General features: G+C 46.8%; 21 protein-coding genes. 3 read left to right on the top strand and 18 right to left on the bottom strand.

The features are described from left to right. The first annotated feature begins 24 nt into the window (after window positions 1-24). Complete coding sequence (locus IFU39_RS27785) at window positions 25-237, top strand: hypothetical protein (RefSeq protein WP_017690673.1); 213 nt, start codon at window positions 25-27, stop codon at window positions 235-237. A gap of 172 nt (window positions 238-409) precedes the next feature. Here IFU39_RS27785 and IFU39_RS27780 read toward each other — a convergent pair whose 3' ends face one another. The 3 genes from IFU39_RS27780 to IFU39_RS27770 form a co-directional block, all read right to left on the bottom strand. Beyond that, a complete protein-coding gene (locus tag IFU39_RS27780; RefSeq protein ID WP_192135986.1) occupies window positions 410-1195 on the bottom strand; it encodes a DODA-type extradiol aromatic ring-opening family dioxygenase in 786 nt (261 codons plus the stop codon). 103 nt (window positions 1196-1298) lie between these two features. Continuing rightward, a complete protein-coding gene (locus IFU39_RS27775) occupies window positions 1299-2129 on the bottom strand; it encodes an alpha/beta hydrolase (protein WP_036606057.1) in 831 nt (276 codons plus the stop codon). A gap of 253 nt (window positions 2130-2382) precedes the next feature. Beyond that, window positions 2383-2616 (bottom strand): hypothetical protein, encoded by a 234-nt coding sequence (locus IFU39_RS27770; protein ID WP_192135985.1) that lies wholly within the window; start codon window positions 2614-2616, stop codon window positions 2383-2385. Window positions 2617-3028: 412 nt separating this feature from the next. Here IFU39_RS27770 and IFU39_RS27765 point away from each other — a divergent pair, with 412 nt between their 5' ends. Next, on the top strand, window positions 3029-3841 hold the full coding sequence (locus tag IFU39_RS27765; RefSeq protein WP_192135984.1) for a hypothetical protein: 813 nt from the start codon (window positions 3029-3031) through the stop codon (window positions 3839-3841). 26 nt (window positions 3842-3867) lie between these two features. Here IFU39_RS27765 and IFU39_RS27760 read toward each other — a convergent pair whose 3' ends face one another. Next, window positions 3868-4773, bottom strand: a complete 906-nt coding sequence (locus tag IFU39_RS27760; protein WP_192135983.1) for an AraC family transcriptional regulator — start codon at window positions 4771-4773, stop codon at window positions 3868-3870. 326 nt (window positions 4774-5099) lie between these two features. Continuing rightward, complete coding sequence (locus IFU39_RS27755) at window positions 5100-8255, bottom strand: stalk domain-containing protein (RefSeq protein WP_192135982.1); 3156 nt, start codon at window positions 8253-8255, stop codon at window positions 5100-5102. 316 nt (window positions 8256-8571) lie between these two features. On the opposite strand from IFU39_RS27755, the gene IFU39_RS27750 reads away from it, so the two are divergent. Continuing rightward, complete coding sequence (locus tag IFU39_RS27750; protein ID WP_192135980.1) at window positions 8572-9540, top strand: hypothetical protein; 969 nt, start codon at window positions 8572-8574, stop codon at window positions 9538-9540. Between the two features lie 149 nt (window positions 9541-9689). On the opposite strand, the gene IFU39_RS27745 is transcribed toward IFU39_RS27750, so the two are convergent. From IFU39_RS27745 to IFU39_RS27685, 13 genes are all read right to left on the bottom strand, one after another. Continuing rightward, window positions 9690-10277, bottom strand: a complete 588-nt coding sequence (locus IFU39_RS27745; RefSeq protein WP_105602035.1) for a GNAT family N-acetyltransferase — start codon at window positions 10275-10277, stop codon at window positions 9690-9692. Between the two features lie 43 nt (window positions 10278-10320). After that, window positions 10321-11613 carry a threonine ammonia-lyase IlvA gene (ilvA, locus tag IFU39_RS27740; RefSeq protein ID WP_091019795.1) on the bottom strand — a complete coding sequence of 431 codons (1293 nt, stop codon included), beginning with the start codon at window positions 11611-11613 and terminating at the stop codon, window positions 10321-10323. Window positions 11614-11865: 252 nt separating this feature from the next. Continuing rightward, entirely contained in the window at window positions 11866-12756 is an 891-nt protein-coding gene (locus IFU39_RS27735; protein ID WP_192135978.1) for an alpha/beta hydrolase, read from the bottom strand. A 376-nt stretch (window positions 12757-13132) separates the two neighbouring features. Further along, window positions 13133-15424 carry a glycoside hydrolase family 3 C-terminal domain-containing protein gene (locus tag IFU39_RS27730; protein ID WP_192135976.1) on the bottom strand — a complete coding sequence of 764 codons (2292 nt, stop codon included), beginning with the start codon at window positions 15422-15424 and terminating at the stop codon, window positions 13133-13135. Window positions 15425-15641: 217 nt separating this feature from the next. Further along, the gene (locus IFU39_RS27725; protein ID WP_192136116.1) at window positions 15642-16247 is read right to left on the bottom strand and encodes an alpha/beta hydrolase; all 606 of its coding nucleotides are present in this window, start codon (window positions 16245-16247) and stop codon (window positions 15642-15644) included. A 14-nt stretch (window positions 16248-16261) separates the two neighbouring features. After that, on the bottom strand, window positions 16262-17212 hold the full coding sequence (locus tag IFU39_RS27720; RefSeq protein WP_074093485.1) for a ring-cleaving dioxygenase: 951 nt from the start codon (window positions 17210-17212) through the stop codon (window positions 16262-16264). Window positions 17213-17612: 400 nt separating this feature from the next. Beyond that, window positions 17613-18695, bottom strand: a complete 1083-nt coding sequence (locus IFU39_RS27715; protein ID WP_036606063.1) for a hemolysin family protein — start codon at window positions 18693-18695, stop codon at window positions 17613-17615. A gap of 285 nt (window positions 18696-18980) precedes the next feature. Further along, window positions 18981-20318 carry a hemolysin family protein gene (locus IFU39_RS27710; RefSeq protein WP_036606064.1) on the bottom strand — a complete coding sequence of 446 codons (1338 nt, stop codon included), beginning with the start codon at window positions 20316-20318 and terminating at the stop codon, window positions 18981-18983. A gap of 718 nt (window positions 20319-21036) precedes the next feature. Continuing rightward, on the bottom strand, window positions 21037-22302 hold the full coding sequence (gene purD / locus IFU39_RS27705; protein ID WP_192135974.1) for a phosphoribosylamine--glycine ligase: 1266 nt from the start codon (window positions 22300-22302) through the stop codon (window positions 21037-21039). 130 nt (window positions 22303-22432) lie between these two features. Continuing rightward, window positions 22433-23980, bottom strand: a complete 1548-nt coding sequence (gene purH / locus IFU39_RS27700; RefSeq protein ID WP_192135972.1) for a bifunctional phosphoribosylaminoimidazolecarboxamide formyltransferase/IMP cyclohydrolase — start codon at window positions 23978-23980, stop codon at window positions 22433-22435. Between the two features lie 293 nt (window positions 23981-24273). After that, window positions 24274-24891: a phosphoribosylglycinamide formyltransferase gene (purN, locus tag IFU39_RS27695; RefSeq protein WP_192135970.1), complete on the bottom strand. Its 618-nt coding sequence runs from the start codon at window positions 24889-24891 to the stop codon at window positions 24274-24276. Next, entirely contained in the window at window positions 24891-25931 is a 1041-nt protein-coding gene (gene purM / locus IFU39_RS27690; protein ID WP_105602187.1) for a phosphoribosylformylglycinamidine cyclo-ligase, read from the bottom strand. Before purM ends, purN begins: the two co-directional genes overlap by 1 nt. Before the next feature lie 129 nt (window positions 25932-26060). Beyond that, on the bottom strand, window positions 26061-26498 hold the full coding sequence (locus tag IFU39_RS27685) for an immunity 26/phosphotriesterase HocA family protein (protein ID WP_192135967.1): 438 nt from the start codon (window positions 26496-26498) through the stop codon (window positions 26061-26063). Window positions 26499-26504 lie beyond the last annotated feature (6 nt).

Raw genomic sequence — 26504 nt, 5'->3', positions numbered from 1 at the left:
TTGAACTTCAAAGGAGTACACGATATGCCGACCCAACGACGTCTTGAGACCGATGCAGACTTCCAGGAAGCCATGAATATGAAGTATAAGGTTCGAGTTTTTAAAGATAATCACCAGATTGACTCGGGTGGCATTATTATCCGTTTTGACAGCAATACCGTAGTTGTACAATCCAGTGTCAGTGAACTTGCTTATCATTCGCGTACAGACTGTGAATTGTTCGAGATCCGCAAATAAAGATCTATTGCACGAATAAGTCTTCGTATTGAAAAAAGGTTACTGTATCCCATCAAGGGTGTACAGGAACCTTCTTTTGTTTATATATTGTAATTGTATGCATTAATACACGTTATGTTATCCGTATGAAACTGGCTTTAAGCACCATAATCAGGCTGTTGTCTGTTCCAAGTTACACGCCGTCTCCAAACTGCCAGCAGTTCAAACTGAGCGTTCCATAAGGATAAGACTGAAATAGACGCTTCGCTGATCGGGACATATCCGCTGTACCCATGGCGTAGAACAAAGGTGCAAGGTGTTCTGTACCATACGACGGAACTGCCGTGCGTGCATGAGGGGCTTTTTTCTCATATTGAAACAGTTCTCTTGTGTTCCACTGCTGCAAGCGCTCCCCGATCCAGTTATCAAACTCCACCGCCCACTCTTGCGGTTCATCCGTATTGCCCAGCAATCGTAAATTGTGAACCGTTCCACCACTGCCAATGATCAACACATCATCATGACGCAGCTGTTCCAGCATTCGGCCAATATCATACTGTTCCTGCGGCGTACGCAGCGAGTCTACAGATACAGCGATCACAGGGATATTAGCCTCGGGATACATATGGAGCAGCGGTACCCATACGCCATGATCCAGCCCTCGGCCACGAATCGGCTGATGTGCCAGGTTGCTGCGGGTGAACAAAGCACATATCTCGTTCGCTAAATCTGGCTGCCCAGATGCAGGGTATTCCATCGTATACATCGTAGAAGGGAATCCGTAAAAATCATGCAAGGTCTGATGTGTATCATCCATCGTCACGGACGGTTCAGGACAATCCCAATGCGCCGTAAATACGACAATGGCTTTCGGAGCCGGCAGCCTGTCTCCAAGCTGGTTCAAGAAGTGAGTGTAGTCATTGCTCTCCACCGCCAGAGCGGGAGAACCATGCGCAATGAAAAGTGCGGGTAATGTCATTGCTGCCAACCTCCAGACACGGATAGAATGCTTACTCCTCTATTTTACCCTTAAGAAGGCGCTTTTCCAAGCTGACATCCCCAAACAGTTATAATCCTGCCACTTATATCATCCAGTGCTGCCAATCCTGCTCGATCTTCTGACGTTCGCCCAGCCACTCTCTGGTACGCGTAATTAGCTGTTCCCGCTCTTTACCTGAAGAGAAGGTGTGATCGCCCTGGAAGATGATCTCCTTATCACAGCGGCCCTCTTGGCGCATCCAGAATACCTTTTGATACAGGAATGCGTAGTCTACAGGAATAATCTCATCTGACGTGCCATGCACGACGAGTACATCTCCGCTAAACTTAACTGCTTCCTGGAATGGCTGTTGTTCAGCAAGAGACTCGAAGAACGTTGGTGTGAATTTGTATCCCAGATAATCAGCCGCACCCAGTTTCACGCCTTCATCGTATACTTCCCGTCCCGTAATTTTCACGATATCATTGAATGGATAACCCACGGAGGACCACATCACCAGGTTTTTGACACGTTTGTCACGTACAGCCGTTAGTAATGCAACGGCACCACCCAGACTATGACCAATCAGCGTAACACGCGTAGGATCTACATCACTGCAATTCACCGCGTAATCCAGCACCGAACGAGTCTGCAGCACCATGGACTCCAGTCCCTCCGCTCCGTACTCCCCACTGCTCTCTCCGCAACCGATATAATCGAAACGCAGCACCAGATAACCGTCTTCAGCCAGCTCCCGTGCAGTCTTTACAAACAAACGGTCCACGCCGATCCGGCTACCAACGAAGCCGTGGCAGATGACCGCCAGAGGGACTCGCTGCTGACTCTTCTCCTCCTTGATATCTTTCACGACCGGATAATGAATCGTGGCTGTTAATTCTTCCTGTCCATGACGGATACTGATCTGACGTTCCATACCGATTTCCCCTTTCCACGCTTAGCCTGTTAACTTCCATTTATTAAATATATATAATCCGATAAGTTTAGTGTGTATTAAGATGTTATTCATATATTATCATCCCGTAACCTGCAAGTCAACGTAAGTAAAAACCTTTCTACGTCGACCACCAATCTACATTTTATCGGATAATAAGCACAAAAAAATGAGCCACGCTGATGACAGCTGGCCCGGATATCATTTGAAATTAAAACCAAGTGTTGCAGGATCGTTATTCGTAGCTTCTACGGAACATCTCGTGGGTCTCCACCCGTCCATTCCACTCATGCTCATGACCCGAATCACTATTGTCCCAGAAACTTCTTCCCTTCAAATTGCCATCTGTCAGTTCTTCTGTATACTCCGTATCCTCCAGGTTCTCTTCAAAGGATACAACTTCGTCCACAACTCCACGGGAGTTGCTGTTCAGTAGCAGCTTTCGCGTCAATTCTGTTTGTTTATCCATAACAAGCACACTCCAATCTTGGATTTCTGTTGGAAATGCTACTATTGTGATGGAATCGGCTGCTCTTTATGCATACTTCACACAATCGTTAGATCTGTGAGGCATGAGGGTATTTTTTCACATGAACAGGGGAAAATAAACGAAAAAACATAGGCAGCATATGCCTCGGAATCCTTCTGCCGAAAGGAATGAATTCATGGAACATCTACTGGAATGGATTCAACATCACGGTAAACTGGTGCTGTTATGTACCTGTGTTATACTGGCCTGTGTATGGATATGGGCCAATCATGAGCAGCTTTTTTATAAGGAATGACTTTGCGAAACGAGAGCCCTTCCCGTATACTAAAATACCGTCAGGGTCTTCTGACAATTGGAAGATCAGAACGTGTGTAGACAGGGGGAGCAATCATTGGGGATTTCCTATAAGAAGCTTAAAGAAATACAGAATCGACAAATAACCGAGATGAGTCGAATGACACCTGAACATGTGAAACTGTATGACGAGATCAGCACCATTGCGCGTCATGCGCCAGCGGACGAGAGAACACAGGAAGAGTGGATACTCTCCGCAGGAAAAGCAATCGTACAGGCTCAGCGGGATAATAAACCCGCTCGCGAGTTATACGGACCTGATCTGGAACAGAACATCCATGCACAGCTCGGGATTACAAATACAGCACTGGAGAAGACGGCTGCCGTTGAGGTGGGTAAATCCAGCTCAACCCGCGGTAATAGTCCAACAGCTTCATCGAAAAAGAATGACAACGCTGTAGAACCACAGCCAACTGAGAATCCAGAGCCTGTGAAACGGACACCAATGTGGTATGCCATGATCGCTTGGGCGGCTTTGTCTTTTGTCATGTTGATTCAAGGATGTGTGGGATTGTTCGTGGGTTGGACTGGCGGAGATACGGAGCCGTTCCAACACATCAGTCTGTTCTCTCTGATCGTTGCGGCAGTTGGCGGTATTGCATTGGTGGAGATGCTTCGCCGTCTTGCTGAGCGACCAGACGATGAAGGAGCGGACAGAAATAAGGTACCTAAAGTCAATATTCGGGGGATCCTCATCTACATCGTGGTCGTGGTACTCGTGCTGTTTGTCGGGTACCCCCTACGTGATAAACTTCCGGTATTTGCACTAGCTCCATGGTTGAGTGCGGTGATTGGCATTGTGGGGCTTGCCACGTTAAGGCCTTTATTCGGTCAGAAGAAAACAGCATAACACGTTATATAATTGATTTAGGGGCTTCACGAATTCGTGAGGTCTTTTTCCATTTGGAGCTGATTGCGATGTTTGATTCCTTTACCCGGTGTCTCTCCAAACTCCCGCTTGAACATCCGGATAAAATAGTTCACTTCCATCCCTACGGTCTCTGCCGCCTCTCGTACACTTGCTCTTGGATGTTTGTCCATCCATTCTGAAGCCTTCCGCAAACGTAATCGTTGCATATATTGATGTCCTGTCACGCCATAATGATGATGAAATAATCGGTTTAGGTGCTGTACCGAATAACCCACTGCGTCAGCGATGTGCTTCAATAACAGGTCATCCTGGTAGTGTGTATTCATCAATGCTACTGCTCGGACGAGTGCATCCTTGCTCGGATCGGGCTCCCGATTAGAGTGTTTTACAGTGCCATCCTGTGCCCTAGATGATCCAATACATACGCTAGTAACATCAGATGGAATTTTCGATTGTGCTATATCTAAAATAAGCTGGTAGATGAGAGCTGATGTGTTCCACATCTCCGTTGCTCCTTGATCCAACGCGTGCCAAAGATTGGTCATGCGTGACCAGATGATTTCAAAACGGGAGATATGGCACGGCTCGTTCTGAAGCAAACCCGCGGATTGTAGTACCGATCCAGCCGATGTACCGCCAATACCGATATAACCCAGTTCCCCTTTGGATTTGGAACGAGGTACATACTCATGCGCAACCTCGGGTTCCACGATGAATAACTGCCCTGCTCCCATCGTCCATGTCCCTTTTCCCGTTATCTTGAACTGCCCTTCACCACCGTGTGACAAAAACAACTGATACACCGGAAATCCATCCGGTCTATGCAGAACCTTCTCTTCCTGCGTGCCCACACAATACAGGTACAGCGGCAACCGGGAATCCGGCAGGCCCGTCAAACGAAATGCAAGCATTCCATCATTCCTTTCGGCTCATAGGCTCCTTCATAAGGTGAACTAAAGATATTTACACTGGCCACTCCGTTTCGTGTAAATGTTTAGCTCGATCTATATAGATAACTTTCCTTTATTATCCATTATTTGTTTCCGATGTAACAATGGTCTTAGGAACCTTTTTGACGACAAGATTTTCATAAAGCAAGTTGCCGCGAGAACGTTAAACGGTATCTACGAGGGAATGATAAAGACTCCCTTTCCGTATGGAAAGGGAGTTAATGGATTCGAATTCCTAAAATTTAATTATCCATTATGAATTTCAACCGCGTTTGCCTATCTTAAAATCATGAACCCTGCGTAGTGGATAGCTCGTTTGTAACAGATGGTTGAGTGCCATTACCGCCTGAAGTCCCCGCGCCCATATTGTCAGTTCCCTGACCATTGCCAGAAGGAACTGGCAAAATCTCAAATGTACCTTCTGCACTGACAGATGTATATTTCGTCGGATCACTCACCACTGAGACTACCGAAACTTTGTATTTACCCGCTCCGAATTCTACATTATCTGAATCCTTGGCTGTAATATCCACTATTGCTGTCCCTGAAGAAGTACCACCTACACTAACATCTTTTAAAACTCTCCCAGTAGTTCCTGAGCTGCTCTCTTCTTTAATGATATACACATCGTAACGAGCGATGCCTACTTCATTTGGCTTAGTGAAAATTATATTAATGGAAGAAGCACTTACAGTTGTTTTTAGATCTATTACACTATTAACAGGCGTTGGTGCCTGTTTTTTTGCTTTAATCGTGAAAGGAGTCGACGTAGTCATACTTGATTCTCGTTTACCATCAGATGATTCGGACAAAATAACAATCTTGTATGCTCCAGCTTTGATCTCGTCACCATTACTATCGGATAAAGAAATAGGAAGTTCTGTAACTGTACTTGCAGAAACATCGAGTGAATTGCTGGATTTCGCAGTTTTTTTGGCCGCATTTAGATCGAAAGTTGTAGATGCAGGTACTACCATTAACACATAACGTCCAATGGCTTGATCAGGGACTGGTTTTGTATATGTCACTTTTACATCGGTAGCATTACCTGCAGCTTGCTCTTCTTTCTTAACTTCAACATCAGTGATTGCGACTTTCCCAACTTCACTAGTTACAGACAACCTAACATCATAATAGACCGTAGATAGAACATTCGAAATAGTACCGGTATTGCTCACCGCCAGTACAAATATACGATAGTCTTCATCATTTCGAATATCTGCGCCATCTGTCGTTCTTGCATTATTTAAAGTCAAAGTGTAGTTTCCGCTTCCTCCAGTTTTACTCTGGGGAATAAAATTAGGATTTCGATTCGCTTCTGCCAGATCAAATCCACTTACATTCGTTTTCTTTACTACAAACACACGGTAGTGATGAACGTTAGTCTCATTCGCCGATCTATTAAACGTCACACTTATGTCGCTACCATTGCCATTATCGCCAATATCCTTTGCTGTGATGCTTGTTGGTGCAGTCAATACAGCAGTTTTGGATAATGTGATTAATGAAGAATAACTAGACAGTGCATTCTGGCTAGCATTCCCACTGTTGCTCACCGATACAACAAATACACGATAACTCACACCTTCTTGGACTTTAGAACCGCTTGTATCATATGCATTCGGAAGCGTAACGGACAGGTTACCACCCGTTTTGTTCACCTGTGTATAGTTGTTCGACGCATTAGCTGCGCTCAGCGTGAAGCTGCCCACATTAGCGGAACGCACTACATAGACTCGGTAGGCAGAGATTCTGGATTCATCCGCAGCTTTGTTGAAAGAAACCCGCAGATCACGGCCATCACCATAGTCACCAATATCCGCAACAGCAAGGTTGCTAATGACTCCCGCGTTACCGGTCGTTGTCAGTCTCAGAGCAATGGAGGAAGCTGACAGCGCATTGGTGTATCCATTTTGCTGATTGCCCACCGCCATCACAAAGATGCGATAATCTTGCAGATTCGTTACATTATAACCACTTGTGTCCTTCATGGATGAAGGCAAAGACGTTGTAATGTTGTTACCTGTTTTATTCACCGTATAGTACAGACTGGAGGACAGATTGCTTGCCGTTGTCAGATTAAAGCTGCTGGCAACCGAGTTGCGCACCACAAAGACGCGATAATTCGCCACCTTGGACTCGTCCGATGAACGGTTGAAGCTCACCTGAATATCACGACCATCTCCATAATCCGAGTTATCCTTCACCTGCGTAATTACCGGAGACGTTGCTGTGTTCACGGACAGTGTAAGTGAAGATGATGCTGCGGACAGTTTGCTGTCTGTTGTTGTATTAGTGCTTACCGACAAGATGTAAACCACATACGCTGTGCCGCTTTTAATCAATTCGCCGGAGGTATCCCGTGTCGAAGAAGTCAGCTGGCTTTTCACTGCGGTACTGTTTCCTTTGTATATGATCGTGGAGTTTGCACTGGACACTTTGTTCGCTGCAGCCAGATTGAATGCAGAAGAGTCCTTCGCTTTAACCACAAATGCACGATAATACGTAATGTTCGATGTTGTGCTCGGCTGCGTGAAGTTAATCTCCAGATCGCGGCCATCGCCATAGTCGCTAATATCTGCGGCACGCAGACTTGTAACCGCTTGTACTGTGGATTTCACAATATTGAGCTTCAAAGCCTGGGAAGACCAGTTCAATGCATTTTTATAATTATTGCTGCTGTTACCAACAGTCAGTACATACAGGCGATACGTTTCATTGCTGTTCAGCAAATCCCCGTTTACGTCACGCGTCTGTGCATTAAGCGTCAGTTTCGGGTTGCTGCCATTTGGTGTAACAGATGTATAGTTTGCAGAAGGTACGGCAGTTGCTGAGGACTCTGTAAAGGTATTCACATCGCGTGTTTTTACCAGCATAATTCGGTAAGCAGATACCGCCTTCTCTGAAGTTGGACGTGTGAAGCTCACGGTCAAGTCACGACCATCTCCGTTACTTCCGGATACCGAACCATAGATGTTCCATGCAGCATATTGTGTCTCATCTACTGGAGGTGTTGCTGTTGTCTTAATATCTACACGCTGATTGCGTGAGTTCCAGAACACTTTTTCTCCAAAAGCTTCACTGACAAAACGAATTGGAACCATCGTGTTGCCCTTAATCGTGTTCGCAGGTACATCGAGCGATATCGCTTCCCCGTTGATGTATGCCGTTTTGGAACCAAGTTTCAAAGTAACTTCCTGATCATCGCGAGTTGCAACAATCGTTTTGGTTCTGTTCGTGTACTGTACCTTCGCATCCAATCCTTCAAAAATCGACCGAAGCGGAACCAGTACGCGTCCGCCTTTCATCACAGGTGCCTGAGCAGAGGATAACTCTGCATCATTAATATATATGCTGATTCTCGCAGCTGCATCCATAACCGACGTTGGAAGTGCGGACATCAGCATGGCCGATACAGCCAGCGCTGACATTACCTTCTTCACTTGTTTTCCTCCCGCTTTCCTCATATCCCATATCCCCATTCTCACAATTAGTTAACATCGAAATAGATTCGCTGTTCTTTTCATTAATTCCTGTATTTACCTGTGCACATCTAAGACGTTCAGATCAGCTCAAAAGTTTCCAGTTGTACAAAATTTATTTTCGCAGAAAACTTCCTCTATCTTCCACCCTCCAAAAGTTAAAAATAACAGAAGAATTTGTCACCATTCCGCAACCACATCCTGCACCAATTGGGTTAATGTATAGTGACTAGTGAACAACACCTATCATTTTCTTAACTACGGGAGGTTCATATCTATGACATCATCGTTCCAATCTGCCAAACGTAAAGGCATGCGCACCTTCATTACAGCCACCGCCATCCTCATGCTGCTCCAAACGGCTGTCGCTCCCTTATCCGGAGTCGCTGCTGCCGCTTCTTCCAGTACAGAACCCAAAGTCACAACTGCCAGTTCAACAACGATATATAAAACATTTCAGTCCATGCTCTACAAAAAGAACGGCTTGCCTGCCGCGGATATTTATCTCGAATCTCATATCAATCAAGTCACCACTTATCATGCAACTCTGATGGTCTTACAACTGGAGAATGCCCGCAACAAGGCGTTAACAGCCATGACGGACCGTCTACTGGTGCCTAATGTTCAAGACAAGATGATCAAAGCCTACAAGTGGAATGATAGCTTCACCCAACTGATGAGCCGCACCAACGACGCCAGTCTGCGTGCACTGCTCCAGCAAGCACGGGATAGCGGTTATCGCCTGGTTATGTTGGAAGGCTCCCTCTATCCGATCATGAATTATATGGCTTTTCAGAAATATATCTCGTACGTGAAACCAGACATCAAACAATACATTAATATCATGGCAGTTGAAACCAGCAACCTTGCCGCCGATGATGGTGCACTGGTCATTGGCTATCAGGAGGTACTCAATCGCGCTTTGAATCAGGAACGATTCCTGAACGAATATCCGAAGTCCAATCGGGTACAACAGGTAGAAAATCTGATGAATAACTATACCTTGTATACGTTTTATGGCCTGAATAATACGCCTTTATTTGACTATGAAACGAACAAAATGACAGCCAATGCCCAGAAAGGTTACAAAGCTGTCTTACAACGTAACTCCTCCGAAGACAGTGCCTTCCTGACCAAACTCGAAAAGTTCATGGACATCGTAACCGAAGCCAAATTTGAGAAAACGGCCGCTGTCGAGAAATGGCTGGAGCAGAATGTACCTGTAAGCGACTATGCAAACTATTGAGTTAATCCGCTCCCACGGTTAACATCCGGTTCAAATTCAGGCTAAATCCCAACAGATAACCACAACAAAAACCGCCACAGGATTCGCTCCTGTGGCGGTTTCTTCTTGCTTCAATTGTGAAACTGACTTAACCCCGTCAGCGCTCTGTACTATTGAATCGGTTTGACCATATGATTATACTCATGTCCCCCGATGACAATTACATCGTCTTTGACATACCCCTGCCGTTCATAGAGCATTAGCGCACGGCCGTTGTCCCGTTCTACAATCAGGGATACCTGCGAGTGACCCAGCTCTCTTCCCTGCTGCTCAAAAGCAGCCATCAGGGCCCGGCCGATACCCTGCCCCTGATAAGCTTCACTTACCGAGAGAGTATCCAGATAATACTCACCCGGACGGGTTTCTTTGACCAATGCATACTTCTCTTCAAGGCTTCGTCCAGGGCGATTCAATATCGGCTGATCCAACTGATCTGCTTGACCGCCATCATAGGCTACGAGAATTCCCGCGACCAGCCCATCCTGCTCCATCACCGTTACGTGACGATAGCTAATCCGGTTGTTTGCCTGTACATAAAACGCCTGCAAAATCTGCATCGCCTTCTCATGGTCCGCCTCACCCGCAAGCGCGTATGCAATGTCTCCTATCGCCTGATACAGTAATGGAATGACCTGATCTGCATCTTCTATGCGCGCAGGTCTGATCAGAGGAGAGGCCTCGTGGTGATCTGCTTTCATATTTGTTTCACCTCCGATGGCATGCCTGTCTTGGAATAATTCATCAGATTAACATGTTGAACAGATTCAAGTTTTTGTTCAGCTCGGTATAGGCGATACCTTTGCGGTTCATACGCTCAATGAGCGGTTGGTAATCTTCCTTGTACATCAGCTCAATGCCCACCAAGGCAGGGCCATTTTCCTTATCATGCTTTTTCGTATATTCAAACCGGGTGATATCATCATTCTTCCCTAGAACTTCCTCCAGGAATTCACGTAAAGCTCCTGCACGCTGTGGGAAATTAACCATGAAATAATATTTCAGACCTTCATAGATCAAGGAACGCTCCTTGATTTCCTGCATCCGGTCGATATCGTTGTTCCCGCCACTAATGACGCAGACCACCGTCTTGCCCACGATTTGCTCACGATATTGCTCAAGCGCCGCAACAGCCAAGGAACCGGCAGGCTCGACAACAATCGCATTTTCATTATATAACTCCAGAATAGTTGTGCAGGCTTTGCCTTCCGGCACTTTCACAATGTCATCAAGTATACTATTGCAGATATCAAAGGTGAGATCACCAACCCGTTTCACCGCTGCGCCATCCACGAATTTATCTATGTCATCCAACGTCACAACCTGTTTGCGGAACATCGCCTCACTCATGGAAGCTGCCCCAAGTGGCTCAACTCCAATGATGCGTGTCTCTGGACTCACGGTCTTCATGTAGGTTCCCACGCCGGCTGCCAGCCCTCCGCCACCAATCGTCACGAATACATAGTCGGCATTCTCATCGAGACTTTCCATGATTTCCATCGCTACCGTACCATTACCTGCAATAATCTTGGGTTGATCAAAAGGGTGGATGAACGTCATGCCCTGTTCGTCACATGCACGCATTGCTTCTGCGTATGCATCGTCATACGTATCTCCGATCAGCACCACTTCAACGTTATTGCCGCCAAAGCGTCTCACTTGCTTCACCTTCTGGTTCGGCGTTGTACTCGGCATGAAGATTTTGCCGTTAATTCCGAGCGCATTACAGCTAAAAGCAACACCCTGAGCGTGATTGCCCGCACTTGCACAGACAATACCCTTCTCCATCTCGGCTGGTGTCAGACTGCGAATCATATTATAGGCGCCCCGAATTTTGAACGAACGCACCACTTGAAGGTCTTCCCTTTTCAGATAGACATTACAGTTATATTTGGCCGACAATACAGCATCCCGCTGTAACGGCGTTCTAACAATGACCTCACGCAACACATGATGTGCGCGTACGATATCTTCCATGCCAACACTGGCACGACCGGGACTTGTGGTTCCCGTTGGTTCTTGTTCAACTGGTTTCATGTTGTCTCCACACTCCGCTTTTATGGTCTATATAAGTTGAACAACGTTTATTTACACTGAAACTACGATGACAGAACAACCTTCCAATCGCTGTTATCCCCAGATTTTTTTGATTCCCTTTTCCAAGGGAAAAATCCGGTGATAAAGGCGAACGCTCCGCTTTTTCAGGTTCTTTCTGTCCTCTTCGTTATCGTGTAAATGACTAATTCAACTTATCTAGCAATGTCGCGCACTGCTTTTCTTTGTATTGTATCACTTTTGATCTGTTCTTGCGCTTGAGCCCACTTCATTTATCATTCGTACAATTTCATCAATAATGACCTGAGGGTCTGTATACACAACCATATGTCCCGATTGATCCGCCCCAATCCATCTCGCATTGGACAGCTGGCTCACCGTCTGGCGATGCGCCGTGATAAGGGCGGGTCTGATTTTCCCCTCTCCCTTGCCCGGGTTCGTACCCGAGATCACGCTAACTTCCAGATCACCCAGAGCCGGAGGATGTTTCAGCAGCGCTGCCATGTCATCCAGAAACGTTTTGCCTTCCGCAAGCATCGTGCTAGCTGCCCGTACAGTGAAATCTTCCTTGAGATGATCCGCTACCACATCGTCAGGCTGAACACTTCCAGCTTTGCTGCCAAGTTTCTTATATAAGCCAGTCCGCGCCATGATTGGAATAATGAAATCATTGATAGCAAAGCTCTTTTTAGTAAGCTTGGAAAAATACATTTCGCAATGCTCGTCTGATGGATCTACCAGGATAATGCCTCGTAATCTATTGCGATTTGCAGCCGCCGCAGCCCGTACGATCGGACCTCCCCAGCTATGTCCAACCAGAATGAATGGGCCCGGGCCCAGAGCTGTCAGCAGTTCCCCAAGGTCCCCTGCAATGCGTTCAAGGTTGCGGGGAGCCGAGTCGACATCACTTCTCCCCGCCCCTGCCCTGTCATACACAACAGCACGTGCATGCTCAGCAATAGCTGGTGCAACCAGTCCCCAGTTCGATCTGGAGGCGCCCATACCTGATTCAAACACTACCGTCAATTCTCCTGTTCCCCTGGACATATAATGTAGTTTGCGACCATCGCGGGTCTGAACAAACGCACTTGAACCAAATGTATGTGAGCTAGGGTTAGGATTCATATTCCCCTCCTGATTACGTGCATAGTCATCTATCACCGAATCTAATTGAAAATGATTATCAATTACTTCATTATAGAATAATCCATCCTTTACGACAACCATGTTGCTTCAGCAAAGTTACAGCCGTCCTGTCGTTTCTATCGCTTTCTGTTACGTTGCATGGATTATCCGCCTATCCCACCGTTCCTTTCTCCCTCTTTTTCTTTATGCAAAAAGAAAACCCGATCCATAATCGGATCGGGTAACTGTACCAGCCACTATGCGGCTGGCCCTCCTGCACATTCTTATGGCTTCGTGCGCAGTTCCTGCACGTATTGCATAATCGTAATCGATTAATCCAAGAATGGGAGCCTACTCGGTTTAAGGGCGCAGCCCCTTATCCCCGAATACCATGATCCTTGTTGTTCAGCTGCTCCAGAAGTTCATTCATCGCTTCTTCCGTCATGGCCCCACCGCTAAACGCAACCAGCGCACGCAGTGGCATATATTTCATCATCGCATCCATCATATCTGCGTGATCCCCGGCATCATCACCGCCGAACCCACTGGCTTCCTGGAATTGTTGCAAAACCTGGTCCAGCAGCTGTTTATGGGCCGGATCACGCTGGATATCACCCAATGTACTATTACGCGTATAGGTTGGAAGGAATGTCGCTGTAGACTCTACATTCACACGTGTGTGCACATGAATGTCCCGTGAGGAGCTGCCTACCTGAATCTCGAACTCTCCGGTCTCCACATGCCAGTCCTTCATATCTACGTTGTAATAGGCGAATGAACGTTTGTTTAGTGTGAAGCTCACCACTTTGGACTCTCCAGGTTCAAGGGCCACCTTGGCAAATCCTTTTAATTCTCTCACCGGACGAATAACTGTGCTCTCTACATCCCTGACATACAGCTGTACTATCTCTTTGCCAGCGATATCTCCGGTATTGGTAACTCGAACATGTACATTCACTTCATCCTGATCCGTCAATTCTGTACGATTTACCTGCAGGTCAGCATATTCAAATGTTGTATAACTCAGTCCATAACCAAATGGAAACAGTGGCTCCAGCTCTTTTTTATCATAATAGCGGTAACCAACAAAGATGCCTTCCCGGTAATCAACACGATCCCCTTCACCCGGGAAATTCAGATAAGATGGATTATGACTGAGCTTGGCAGGGAACGTCTCTGCCAGTTTACCGGACGGGTTCACCTCTCCATACAACAGATCAGCTATCGCTCCACCAACGGCCTGTCCACCAAGATAAGCTTCAAGCACCGCTTGCACCTGTGGCAACCAAGGCATCTCCACTGGAGATCCGTTGCTCAGCACCACAACCACACGTGATTGTACTTTTGCAATCTCTTCAATCAGACGAATATGATTGTCAGGTAGACGCAAATGGGCACGATCATACCCTTCGGATTCATAACGATCCGGCAATCCGACGAACACCACGGCAGTATCAGCCGACTGCGCTGCCTGAACTGCCTCATGCATCAATGTTTCGTCCACATCATCCGCTTCAATCCGATAACCAGGGGCATTTGAGAAGGTTACACCTTCGCCAGCCACCTGGGTCATCTCTTCCACAATATCATCCACTTTGGTCGGATTAATGTGGGAACTGCCACCGCCCTGGAAGCGGGGTTTACGCGCAAATGCCCCAATTAACGCCACTTCGCCTTCACGCCCCAGCGGCAGGAGACCTTTTTCATTTTTCAGCAAAACCATACTCTCGGCTGCCACCTTGCGCGCAAGTTGGTGATGCTCATCCTTGTTATATGTAGCCCCTTCCTGCTTTTGATCAACAGCATTAAAGATCAGCGTAAGCAAACGCTCCACCGCCCGATCCAGCTTGTCCAGCGGCAATTGTCCGCTCTCTACGGCATCAATCACTTTACCCTCACCAATTCCACCACTTGTTGGCATCTCCAGTTCCAGTCCTGCTGCAAGGGCGTCTGCACGTTCATTGACCGCGCCCCAGTCGGATACCACAAGACCTTCGTGTCCCCATTCGTCTTTCAGGATATCCGTAAGCAACCATTCATTCTCACCAGCATACGTACCGTTCACCTTATTGTAGGAACACATCACCGTCCACGGCTGTCCATCCTTCACCGCACCTTCGAAGCTCGCCAGATAAATCTCGCGCAGCGTCCGTTCATCCACCACCGCATCAATCGACATGCGCCGTTCTTCCTGATTATTAACTGCAAAGTGTTTGAGAGATGTACCCACACCCTGGCTCTGCACACCCTGAATATGACCGGTAGCCATCTGCGTAGATAACAACGGATCTTCGGAAAAGTATTCAAAATTACGACCGCCCAGTGGGGAACGTTTAATATTTACACCCGGTCCAAGTAATACCGCTACATCCTCGGCCTGACACTCCTCACCCAAAGCCACCCCGACCTGACGTGCCAGATCCTTGTCCCATGAACTAGCCAGTCCTGCCGCAGAAGGGAAACAGGTTGCAGGCACGCTCGACGTCAGACCCAGATGATCCGCACTTCCATCCTGCTTGCGCAGCCCATGAGGTCCGTCCGTCACCATGATGGATGGAATGCCAAGACGCTCCACCCCTTTCAGATGCCAAAAGTCCAGTCCCGAGCACATACCCGCTTTTTCTTCCAGTGTCATCTGCTGTACCAGTTCCTTGATGTCACGTTCCACATTAACCCCTCCAGTTCATGATGTTGATGCATAGCTATATCACTAAGCATACAAGGTTATCTACCACACATTCAAATGTTTACCCGGTTAGTAACGGTTACATAACACCAGTCAATCATTTCTTCTTCCTAAAGATGATCAAAATAAAAAGGAAAAACAGCCCGATCTTCTCGATCAGGCTGTCTCTATACGTTTCATAACCGTCTATCCACCCAATTTACGCCTGTGTCTTAAACCAAGCTGCCGCGGCTTCTGCCTCGGTACGAGTCAACTGATGACCCTGACGCTCCCAATGTGTGTTTACATCGGCACCTGCACCGCTCAGTAGCGAAGCAAGTTCCTCCGTTTCACGTCTTGGTACGATCGGATCGTTCTCGCCCGCACCGATGAACACAGGCAGACCTTTCAGATCCGGCAGTTCGAGTCCGCGCAGCGGTACCATCGGGTGATGCAGAATTGCACCTTTGAATACATCTGCTTGATGGAAGATCAAGCTTGCCGCAATGTTGGCACCGTTAGAGTAACCCAGTGCATACACGCTGGACCGATCAAAACCGTATTCCACTGCAGCTGCATCGACAAAAGATCCCAACTCCGCCGTACGAGCAATCAGATCTTCTTCATCAAAAATGCCTTCGGCCAGGCGGCGGAAGAAACGGGGCATCCCGTTCTCCGATACATTACCCCGCACCCCAAGTATGCCAGCTCCTGGTGCGATCATCTCCGCCAGACCGATCAGATCATTCTCGGTTCCGCCTGTGCCATGAAGCAACAGGATTGTTGACGCATCCGGCTGAGCACCTGCTTTATAGATATGTTTCATTGTATTGGTTGTGGTCATGATTTGGACTCTCCTTTCCATTCACGTACTTCAATTCGTGGCAACAATTGTTCAATCTGCTCACGCTGTGGTTCATACCATTCAGGCAACATCAGTTTCTCACCCATGCTCTCTGCTGGTTCATCCCGTGCAAATCCCGGAGGATCCGTAGCCAGTTCGAACAGTATACCACCCGGCTCCCGGAAATACACAGCGTTGAAGTATTGACGGTCAATGACTGGCGTTGGATGATATCCGGATTGTTCAAGATCCTGCTGAATTTGTTCATGTTCCACGTAATCTTTGGCACGCCATGCAATATGGTGAACCGTTCCGGCTCCACCAATCCCGCGTTGGATACCTGTGGACTGAATATCGATGATCTGACCAATATCGCCGCTTGCCTGAAGACGAAGAAGTCCGTTCTCTTCACCGACTTGCTCCAGACCCAGTTTGCTCACCAAGACGTCCATGGTTTTCTCAGGAACGTGGCTGAACAATACGGCTCCGCCAAATCCTTTGATGGCATGCTCCGGTGTCACACCGTTGAAACTCCAGTTGCTTGGCTGACCGCCTTCACGCTCAACCAGTTCAAGCAACAGACCGCCTTTGTCGAAGAAACGAATGTACTGCTCACCAAATCTGGTTTTATTTTCATATGGAATATCGAAGGAAGCAAGACGTTCTTTCCAGAAAGGCAGGCTTCCTACAGGAACCGCATATACGGTTACTCCAGTCTGACCGGAACCGATGACACCTCTTCTTGAATTCTGCTGTGGGAAAAAGGTAATGATTGTGCCCGGTGCACCCTGCTCATTCCCGTAATACAAGTGATACACATCCGGTGCATCAAAGTTAATTGTTTTTTTCACCAGTCTGAGTGCCAACACACCTGCATAAAAATCAACGTTTTTCTGCGCATCGTCAACAAAAGCTGTAATATGATGAATTCCTGAAGTTCTGAACATAATCTCCACTCCCTTGGTTTATTTACACAGACACTACGATGACAGAATAACCTTCCAATCGCTGTTATCCCCAGATTTTTTTGATTTCTTTTCCTAAGGGAAAATCCGGGGATAAAGGCGAACGCTTCGCTTTTTCAGGTTTTTTCTGTCCTCTTCGTTACGTGTAAGTTATTAGTTCGACTTATTTTGCTTCTTTTATTTATTGCTTTTCGTTATTTATCTTTAAGTTAAGATTCTTTAAATTTATATTAATCCATTGAACTACATTATGCAAGCTTTTATTTTAAAATTAAGATTTAATACAAAAAGCAGGCCCCGATCACTCCGGGAACCTGCTTAGCGTTATAAAGATTGATTAGGTTGCTTCGCTAATCCTGTAATATCTTTGTATCACTTATTCTTAAACCAGTTTCATTCTTTTTGGTGGATTCACCAAATCTTTATGCTCGTATTCATCCTTGATATCTCCGACAATCTCTTCAAGGATATCCTCCATCGTAACCATACCTACCGTAGCACCTGCCTCGTTTTTCACGGTTGCAATGTGTACACGGCTTTGCTGCATCTGGATCAGTACATCCTTGATTGGAGAACGCTCGGAGAAACTCGGCGTATTGTGAACAAATGTCTCCATATTGAAATCTCTGCCCGCAGCCACACTCGTCAGCATTTCTTTTGTATTAATAAAGCCAACAAAATGAGCCTGATCCCCATTTGCAATAACAGGGTATCGCGTGTATTCATGTCGATTTAGCGTCTCAATGATCTGATCAATCGGCATTTCCTTATTCAGAGTAACAATTTTATCTCGTGGAATCATAATCTCCTGAAGCAGACGCTCATCAAAAGCAAAAATGTTTTTGAGATAGTCCAGCTCCGTCTGGTTGATCTCGCCACTCTCGTAGCTCTGTGCCATAATCAGCTTCAGCTCTTCTTCGGAGTGAACGGTATCATGCCCGGCAGGTTTTACACCAAATATGCCAAGCAACAGACGAGCAGCTCCATTTAGCGCGTAGATGAATGGATTCATGATTTTACCGAACCAATACAGTGGTGGTGCCAGCAACAGCGTCATTCTCTCTGCAAACTGAATCGCCAGGGTTTTCGGTGCCAATTCACCAATAACCACGTGCAGGAACGTAATGATCGCCAGAGCGATACCGTAGGAAAGCACGGTAGACAATGCCGCTGGTACTTCCATTCGCTCAAAGAGCGGATGCAGCATTTTCTCAACAGTAGGTTCACCCAAGGCTCCCAATACCAGCGCCGTGATGGTAATCCCCAATTGACATGCCGACAGATAATAATCCAGGTTGTGCGCCACTTTTTTGGCCAGTACTGCCTTTTTGTTCCCTTCCGAGATCAATTGATCGATTCGGGACATCCGTACTTTAAGAATTGCAAATTCGGCTCCAACGAAAAAGGCTGTCAGACCTATAAATACGGCTACTAAAAATAAATTCAAGGCTATTATTCCGTCCAATGATTTCCCTCGGGTTGAGGGATTCACCTCCATTAAATTTTAAAATAAGGTTTGCACGAGTGACGTTCCGGTGACGGCTCGTTCTTCCGATCGCCATTGCCTCCAAATTTTCCTGATTCTTGTTTTCAAAGGTTTAAAATTGGTTTGCAAACGCGAATGCTACGCTTCTTCAGAATCGATTCCATCCCCTACACTGTTACGTTGCCAAAACGTTTTAAATTCTGAGGGCAGTAGCCAAATAGGCAGTTAAACCCTAGATTACAGTCATGATCGAACCAACCAAGATCACGCCAGATCGCTAGTCGCTTCCTCGACCTGCGCGCCGCTCACTCGTTCCAGAAGAACTTGTTTGATGTGATAGTTTTCGGTATCCACAACGGTCCAGACATAATCGCCGTGTTCTACCGTGTCTCCTTTTTCCACACCTACACCCTTCTGGTACTGGATCCATCCAGCAACGGTATCCATCTCTTCATTACCTTCAAAGCTAAGCCCGAACTGCCGCTCCACTTCATCCAAAAGTACCCGACCATTAATGAGATATTGATTCTCTCCGGTTTCCTGGATATCAGCCACCTCATCGGCATCGAATTCATCGCGAATCTCACCGACAAGTTCCTCCAGAATATCCTCCATCGTAATGATACCCGAGGTACCCCCATATTCATCCACGACCACGGCCATGTGTACACGTTCCTGCTGCATTTTAATCATTGCATCCTGGATACTTGTAACTTCGGAAACAAATGGGATCTCACGAACGAACTCGCTTAGTTGATACGACCTTGCGGCTACCATGTCAGGCAAAATCTTTTTCACATTCACAACGCCGATAATGCGGTCCTTGTCCCCATCCTCGATGACAGGGTAACGTGAGTAGTTATGTTCATCCAATATAGGAATAATATCGTCATAGGTCATATCCTGATCTAATGTCACCAGTTCTGTACGAGGTACCATGATGTCTTTGGCATCACGTTCGTCGAACACAAATACATTTTCCAGATATGAAAGCTTGGTCTTGTTGTTCTCGTCACCTTCGTAACTCTGGTTCATGATGATTTTGATCTCATCCTCCGAGTAGGCTTGATCATGTTTGGCAGGCTTCACACCGAATCCGCGCAGAAGAACACGTGATGTTCCATTAAGCGCCCAGATGAACGGATACATGATTTTACCAAACCAGTATAGCGATGGGGCGAGCATTAATGTCAGTTTTTCTGAAAATTGAATCGCCAACGTTTTCGGTGCCATCTCACCAACAACCACGTGCAAGAACGTGACGAGGATAAAGGCGATCGCATAGGAAGCAATCGACGAGATTGAAGCAGGTACATCTAAATAATTGAATACCGGATATAACAATCTCTCAACCGTCGGTTTTCCGAGCGCTCCCAGTCCCAGTGCAGTGACCGTAATACCGAGCTGACAGGCTGACAGATAATAATCCAGGTCCGAGACAACTTTTTTAGCCAATACGGCCTTTTTATTGCCCTCCGCGACCAGTTGATCCACTCTTGATGTACGAATTTTGACTACAGCGAACTCCGATGCTACGAAAAATGCAGTCAATGCAATCAAGATAATAAGTAAAGCGATATTCAATATGGTAATTATGTCCAATGATTTCCCCGGTTCTCAGGGATTCACCTCCAGAGATAGTTACAGCGTGATCCGTTAACTGTGTTAACCATTCATCAACTGTTAGTCTTTCAACACGACGTCTGCCTTATATAAAATTGATTTCAATGATATCTTTTGTATAAGTCTTACGTTTGACCTTGTAAAATTACAAAACAGGAATTCAAGATGAAGTCAATGACTTGCAGAAACTTCTTCATTCAAATCGGGTTACCCCTCATGCTGTCAATTGTTCCTCGCTTAACTCCACCTAGATTCGCCATTTGGACAATTTACAATATCGCCTACCCAATAGATATCCACCTCCCCTCGTACTCATTCCTGTTTCCGAAAAGTATACCATGTTTCCCGCTCAACCATCCAGTTGCACGTTATGGTTTGCCACAAGCTTACAGTATAATGTTCACAAATTAGTCTCTATGTATGTTACGTACTTTATATAATATGATTGATATTACCTCATAATGTGATAATCTTCACATGTTTAGTATAGTCCAATTTATAAAAATACTACCCCTTACTTTAGGACATTAAACATGCGTGATCTCCATGATTTAATCCCGTTTTGAATCTTCCCCATATTCTTTCCCGTACGGACAAGTCGGGCCGTATGCACAAGATACATCTATATACGTATCAAAGAGCCCGCAAGATGCAAATACCTTTCCGGTATACATCTTTACGGGCTCTTATATTCATTCTATACGAGTGCTTTGGTAGCAATATCCGTCCGCTGATGTTTACCATCAAAATGGATACGCTCCGCCTGTTCATAAGCTTTGTTTCTAGCTTCGGCAATATCCGCACCAAGGCCAACTACACCCAGGATCCGTCCACCATTCGTAACCCAGTCTCCCGCTTCACTACGCGCTGTACCTGCGTGGAATACCACGGCGTCATCTACTTGGTTCAGTCCTTTAATGACTACACCTTTGGCATAAGGGCCCGGATAACCTCCTGAAGCAAGCACCACACATACTGCGGCTTCATCACTCCATTCAATCTCAATATCAGCCAGCTTGCCATGAACGGTTGCCCAGAAGATATCAAACAAGTCACTCTTTAGGCGTGGCAATACGACCTGTGTTTCCGGATCCCCAAAACGTGCGTTGAACTCAATCGTTTTGGGCTTACCATCTGGTGAAATCATCAGCCCGGCAAACAATACACCCTGGAATGGGCGTCCCTCGGAAACCATCGCTTTGGCAGTTGGTTTGATGATCGTCTCCACGGCTTCTTCAATAATGGATGCAGGAATGTGTGGCAAAGGTGAATATGTACCCATACCGCCTGTGTTTGGCCCCTGATCATTATCGAATACAGGTTTGTGATCCTGTGCTGCCGCCATTGGACGAACCGTCTCCCCATCGACAAAAGCCAGAATCGACATTTCCTGTCCTGCGAGGAATTCCTCGATAATTACTTTGGCTCCTGCTTCACCAAATACTTTGTCCACCATGATACTGCGAAGTGCCTGATCAGCCTCTTCACGCGAATAAGCTACGGTCACACCTTTGCCCGCTGCCAGTCCATCTGCCTTGATGACAACCGGAATTGCTTGCTCATTCAGGTATGCTTGAGCTTGTTCGTAGTTGTCGAATTTTTCATAGGCTGCGGTTGGAATGTTGTATTTGTGCAGCAGGTCCTTCATGAACGTTTTACTTCCTTCGATCTCTGCTGCATTACGACGGGGTCCGAATACCGGAATACCTGTCGAATCAAATGCATCCACAATCCCATCCGCAAGCGGATCATCCGGACCAATAACCACCAGACCTACTTTAAGCTCTACAGCAAGAGCCGTTAGTTTATCGAATTCATTCACCGCAATGGCATGACACTCAGCCAGCTGAGCAATGCCTGCATTTCCCGGTGCACAGTGAATCTTGTCTACCTTTGGACTCTTCGCCAGTGCCCAGATGATTGCATGTTCCCGGCCACCGCCGCCTACTACCAGAATATCCATTCGCTCTGTTCCCCTCCGTGCATAACTGAATTTGTTACGCTATTGCGTGTTGAAAAAAACTAAAAAATAGGGGGTGTACCATAAGTCATTAGCATGACAGGCGACACCCCTTATTTAAACCTTTTTCGTTCTAGTGTTTGAAGTGACGAACGCCTGTGAAGACCATGGCAATTCCGTATTCATTCGCTACTTTAATGGATTCTTCATCTTTGATCGAACCACCCGGTTGAATTACCGCTGTAATTCCGGCTTTTGCTGCCAGTTCCAGCGTATCACCCATTGGGAAGAACGCATCAGATGCCAGAATAGCACCTTTTGCTTGCTCGCCCGCTTGTTCAATCGCAATTTTGGCTGCACCCACACGATTCATTTGTCCAGCGCCCACACCCACCGTCATGTCATTCGCAGCAAGTACAATCGCGTTGGATTTCACGTGTTTAACTACTTTCCAGCCAAACAACAGCTGTTTCAGTTCTTCTTCCGATGGCGCACGATCGGTTACAACATTCAACTCGCTCGCTTCGATGGAGTGTACATCGGACTGTTGCACGATCATGCCACCGTCGATAGACGTTACCACGAATTGGCTCTCCCGTTTACGAGCAGCATTCAATTCGCCTGTTTTGAGCAAACGAATGTTTTTCTTCTTCGTGAGGATATCGAGAGCCTCTTGTGTAAAGTCAGGGGCAAGTACGATTTCCAGGAAAATCTCGCTCAACTTGCCCGCTGTATCGCTGTCGATAATACGGTTCGTTGCCACAATGCCACCAAATATAGACGTTGGATCCGCAGCATATGCCTTGCTGTAAGCTTCATAGATACTTGCGCCAATGCCCACGCCGCATGGGTTCATATGTTTAACCGCGACAACGGCTGGTTCTTCAAACTCTTTGACGATCTGCAATGCTGCGTTCGCATCGTTGATGTTATTATAAGACAACTCTTTGCCGTGCAATTGCTCGGCTGTTGTCAACGTATCTTGAGCAGCCAGCGGTTTGCGGTAGAATGCCGCCTGCTGGTGTGGATTTTCGCCGTAACGCAAATCTTGGAGTTTTTCGTAAGTAACCGTTAGACGCTCTGGCAACGGATCACCGTTCAGGTTGGAGAGATAGTCAGAAATAACTGCATCGTAAGCCGCTGTATGGCGGAACACTTTTGCCGCAAGCCGTTTGCGTGTTTCGAGAGTGGTATCTCCATTGCTGCGAACTTCTTCAAGCACCTTGCCGTAATCTGCTGTGTCTACAACGACACTGACAAAGGCATGGTTTTTGGCTGCCGAGCGAAGCATCGTTGGACCGCCAATATCGATGTTCTCGATGGCATCTTCGTATGCTACGTCCGGTTTCGCAATAGTCTCTTGGAATGGATACAGGTTCACGACAACCAGATCGATATAGCCGAGACCGAGTTCTTCCATCTGGCGTGTGTGCTCTTCGTTATCACGCACAGCCAACAACCCACTATGAACTGCCGGATGCAATGTTTTGACACGTCCGTCCATGATTTCGGGGAATCCGGTCACATCCGAAATTCCGATGACAGGTACGCCTTCCTTCGACAACAGGCTGCTTGTACCTCCTGTCGAAATAATCTCCACACCCATTTGCGACAGCTCGCGGCAAAAGTCCACGATGCCCGTTTTATCCGATACGCTAACCAGCGCTCTTTTGATACTCACAATATGCTCCTCCTTTAATGTCCCATGGCTTCGCGTTTCCTGACGAAACACAGCCGATTTATTTCCCGAGAAATATCACAAAATGCGTACCAATATTCGACTTCTGTTATAGAAGTTGAACCAAGATGTTTACACGGGACACTCCGATGACAGAACAACCTTCCAATCGCTGTTATCCCCAGATTTTTTGATTCCCTTTTCTTAAAGGGAAAATCCGGTGATAAAGGCGAACGCTTCGCTTTTTCAGGTTTTTTCTGTCCTCTCCGTTAATGTGTAAAAAAATTCAACTTATATCAAACCCGTTTGTTAACAGTGACGTGACGCCCATTCAATTGAACCAAACCTTGAGCGAACCAAGATACCACTTCGGGGTATAACTGCTGTTCGGCCGCATGAATGGAACGGCTGATTGACTCAGGCGTATCCTCTGGCAAAATGGGAACCGGATGCTGGGCAATAATCGGTCCAGTATCCATGCCTCCGTCCACAAAATGCACGGTCACACCCGTAACTTTCACACCGTATTCGATAGCCTGTCCAATCGCATCCTTGCCTGCAAATGCCGGCAGCAAGGACGGATGAATGTTAATCAACCGCCCAGCGTAACGATCCACCACAACCGAAGTCAGCAATCTCATATATCCCGCAAGAACGACCAAGTCGATCTTTTTGGATTCAAGCACTTCCACGATCTCTGCCTCATAAGCTTCACGGGAAGCATAATTTTTCGGAGTAAACAGATGACAATCCACGCCTGCATCCTGTGCCCGCTGCACAACACGTGCAGACGGTTTATCACACACGAGCAGATCCACGGATGCATTCAGCCCACCGTTTCGTACTGCATCAACCAATGACTGAAAGTTGGTCCCTTCACCCGAGGCAAATACAGCTATGCGGTAGTTCGCCATTAAACATCCGCTCCTGTGAAGGTTACTCGCGCATCTCCTTCAGTAACACGGCCAATGATGTACGCTTCTTCACCAGATGCTTTCAATTGTTGCAGTGCTTCCGTTGCATCTGCTTCATTAACGACCAGTACAAGCCCAACACCCATGTTAAATGTGGTGAACATGTCACGGTTCGAGACAGATCCCTTTTCCTGTAACAGGTTGAAGATCGGCAGGATCGGCCAAGAGCCGTAGTTAATATCCACATTCACGTTGCTCGGCAACATACGTGGGATATTCTCGATGAAGCCACCACCTGTAATGTGTGCCATGCCTTTTACTTTTACCTTTTCCAGCAGGGACAACAGGGGTTTAACATAGATTTTCGTAGGTTCCAACAGGGAATCCCCCAGCTTACCGCCCAGTTCCGCTACTTCATCATGCAGATCAAGTCCCGCATCTTCCAACAAAAGTCTGCGTACCAGCGAGAATCCGTTACTGTGTACACCGCTAGAGGCCAATCCAATCACAGTGTCGCCAGGGGCGATGGTTGTGCCGTTGATGATCTTTGCTTTGTCCACGATGCCCACCGTGAATCCGGCAATATCGTATTCGCCTTCACTGTACATGCCCGGCATCTCTGCCGTCTCGCCACCAATCAGCGCACAACCCGATTGATGACAGCCTTCAGCGATACCCGCAACAATAGCTTCGATCTTCTCCGGAATGACTTTGTCACATGCCAGATAGTCGAGGAAGAAGAGTGGTTCTGCACCCTGTACCACAATGTCGTTCACACACATGGCTACCGCGTCAATTCCGATGGTATCGTGACGGTCCATGGCAAATGCAATCTTCAGCTTGGTGCCTACGCCATCCGTACCCGATACAAGTACAGGCTCATCGTATTTATCTTTGTTCAAACCGAACAGGGCACCGAATCCACCCAGATCTGTCATCACTTCCGGACGGAAGGTACGCTTCACGTGTTTTTTCATCCGTTCAACCGCTTCATTACCTGCCGCGATATCGACGCCGGCCTTTTTATATGCTTCGGACACAACCATCACACCCTTCGTATCTTATAAAAATTGAACCAGCGTATTAACACGTACCTCTTCGATGACTGGACAACCTTTCGATTGCCGTTATCTCCAGCTTTTATCGTGTCTATGTTAAGTCCAACCTACCTATCCTTGCTCCATCTCTAACAGATGGTTTTGTACCAATTCAAACCCGGCTACGCCGAGCGTATTAAACTGACTATACTCTTCTATCGGGAGGTTACGAATGTACTCATCACCGCAGTATAAATGTCCGGCACACTGAAACACTTTCAGTTCTTCCTTTTCGGGCGTCAAAGGTGTGTTACCCACGATCCTCCACGATCCGTTTCGGATATTGGCCGGAGAAGTGAATATAACGTTGCTTCTACGGTTCCCATAAGAATAGAAGAGAAAATCGCCATCTTCCAACTTTTCGGTTTCGTCACGCTGAATGCTCATCACGCCGAACGAAAATGTCTTTTTAAAACGACCTTTAAGTGTGCATACCACCTGGCATACCGCAAATCGGCCATCCTTCATCGGAATCAAGAACACGTCACCTTCGTTATAACTCTTTCTCATCCGCAT

It is taken from the genome of Paenibacillus sp. CFBP 13594 (genome assembly GCF_014842675.1).
Taxonomy (GTDB): Bacteria; Bacillota; Bacilli; order Paenibacillales; family Paenibacillaceae; genus Paenibacillus; species Paenibacillus amylolyticus_B.
Note: the sequence above shows the minus strand (reverse complement) of the source record. Positions and strands in the feature narration are given on the sequence as shown.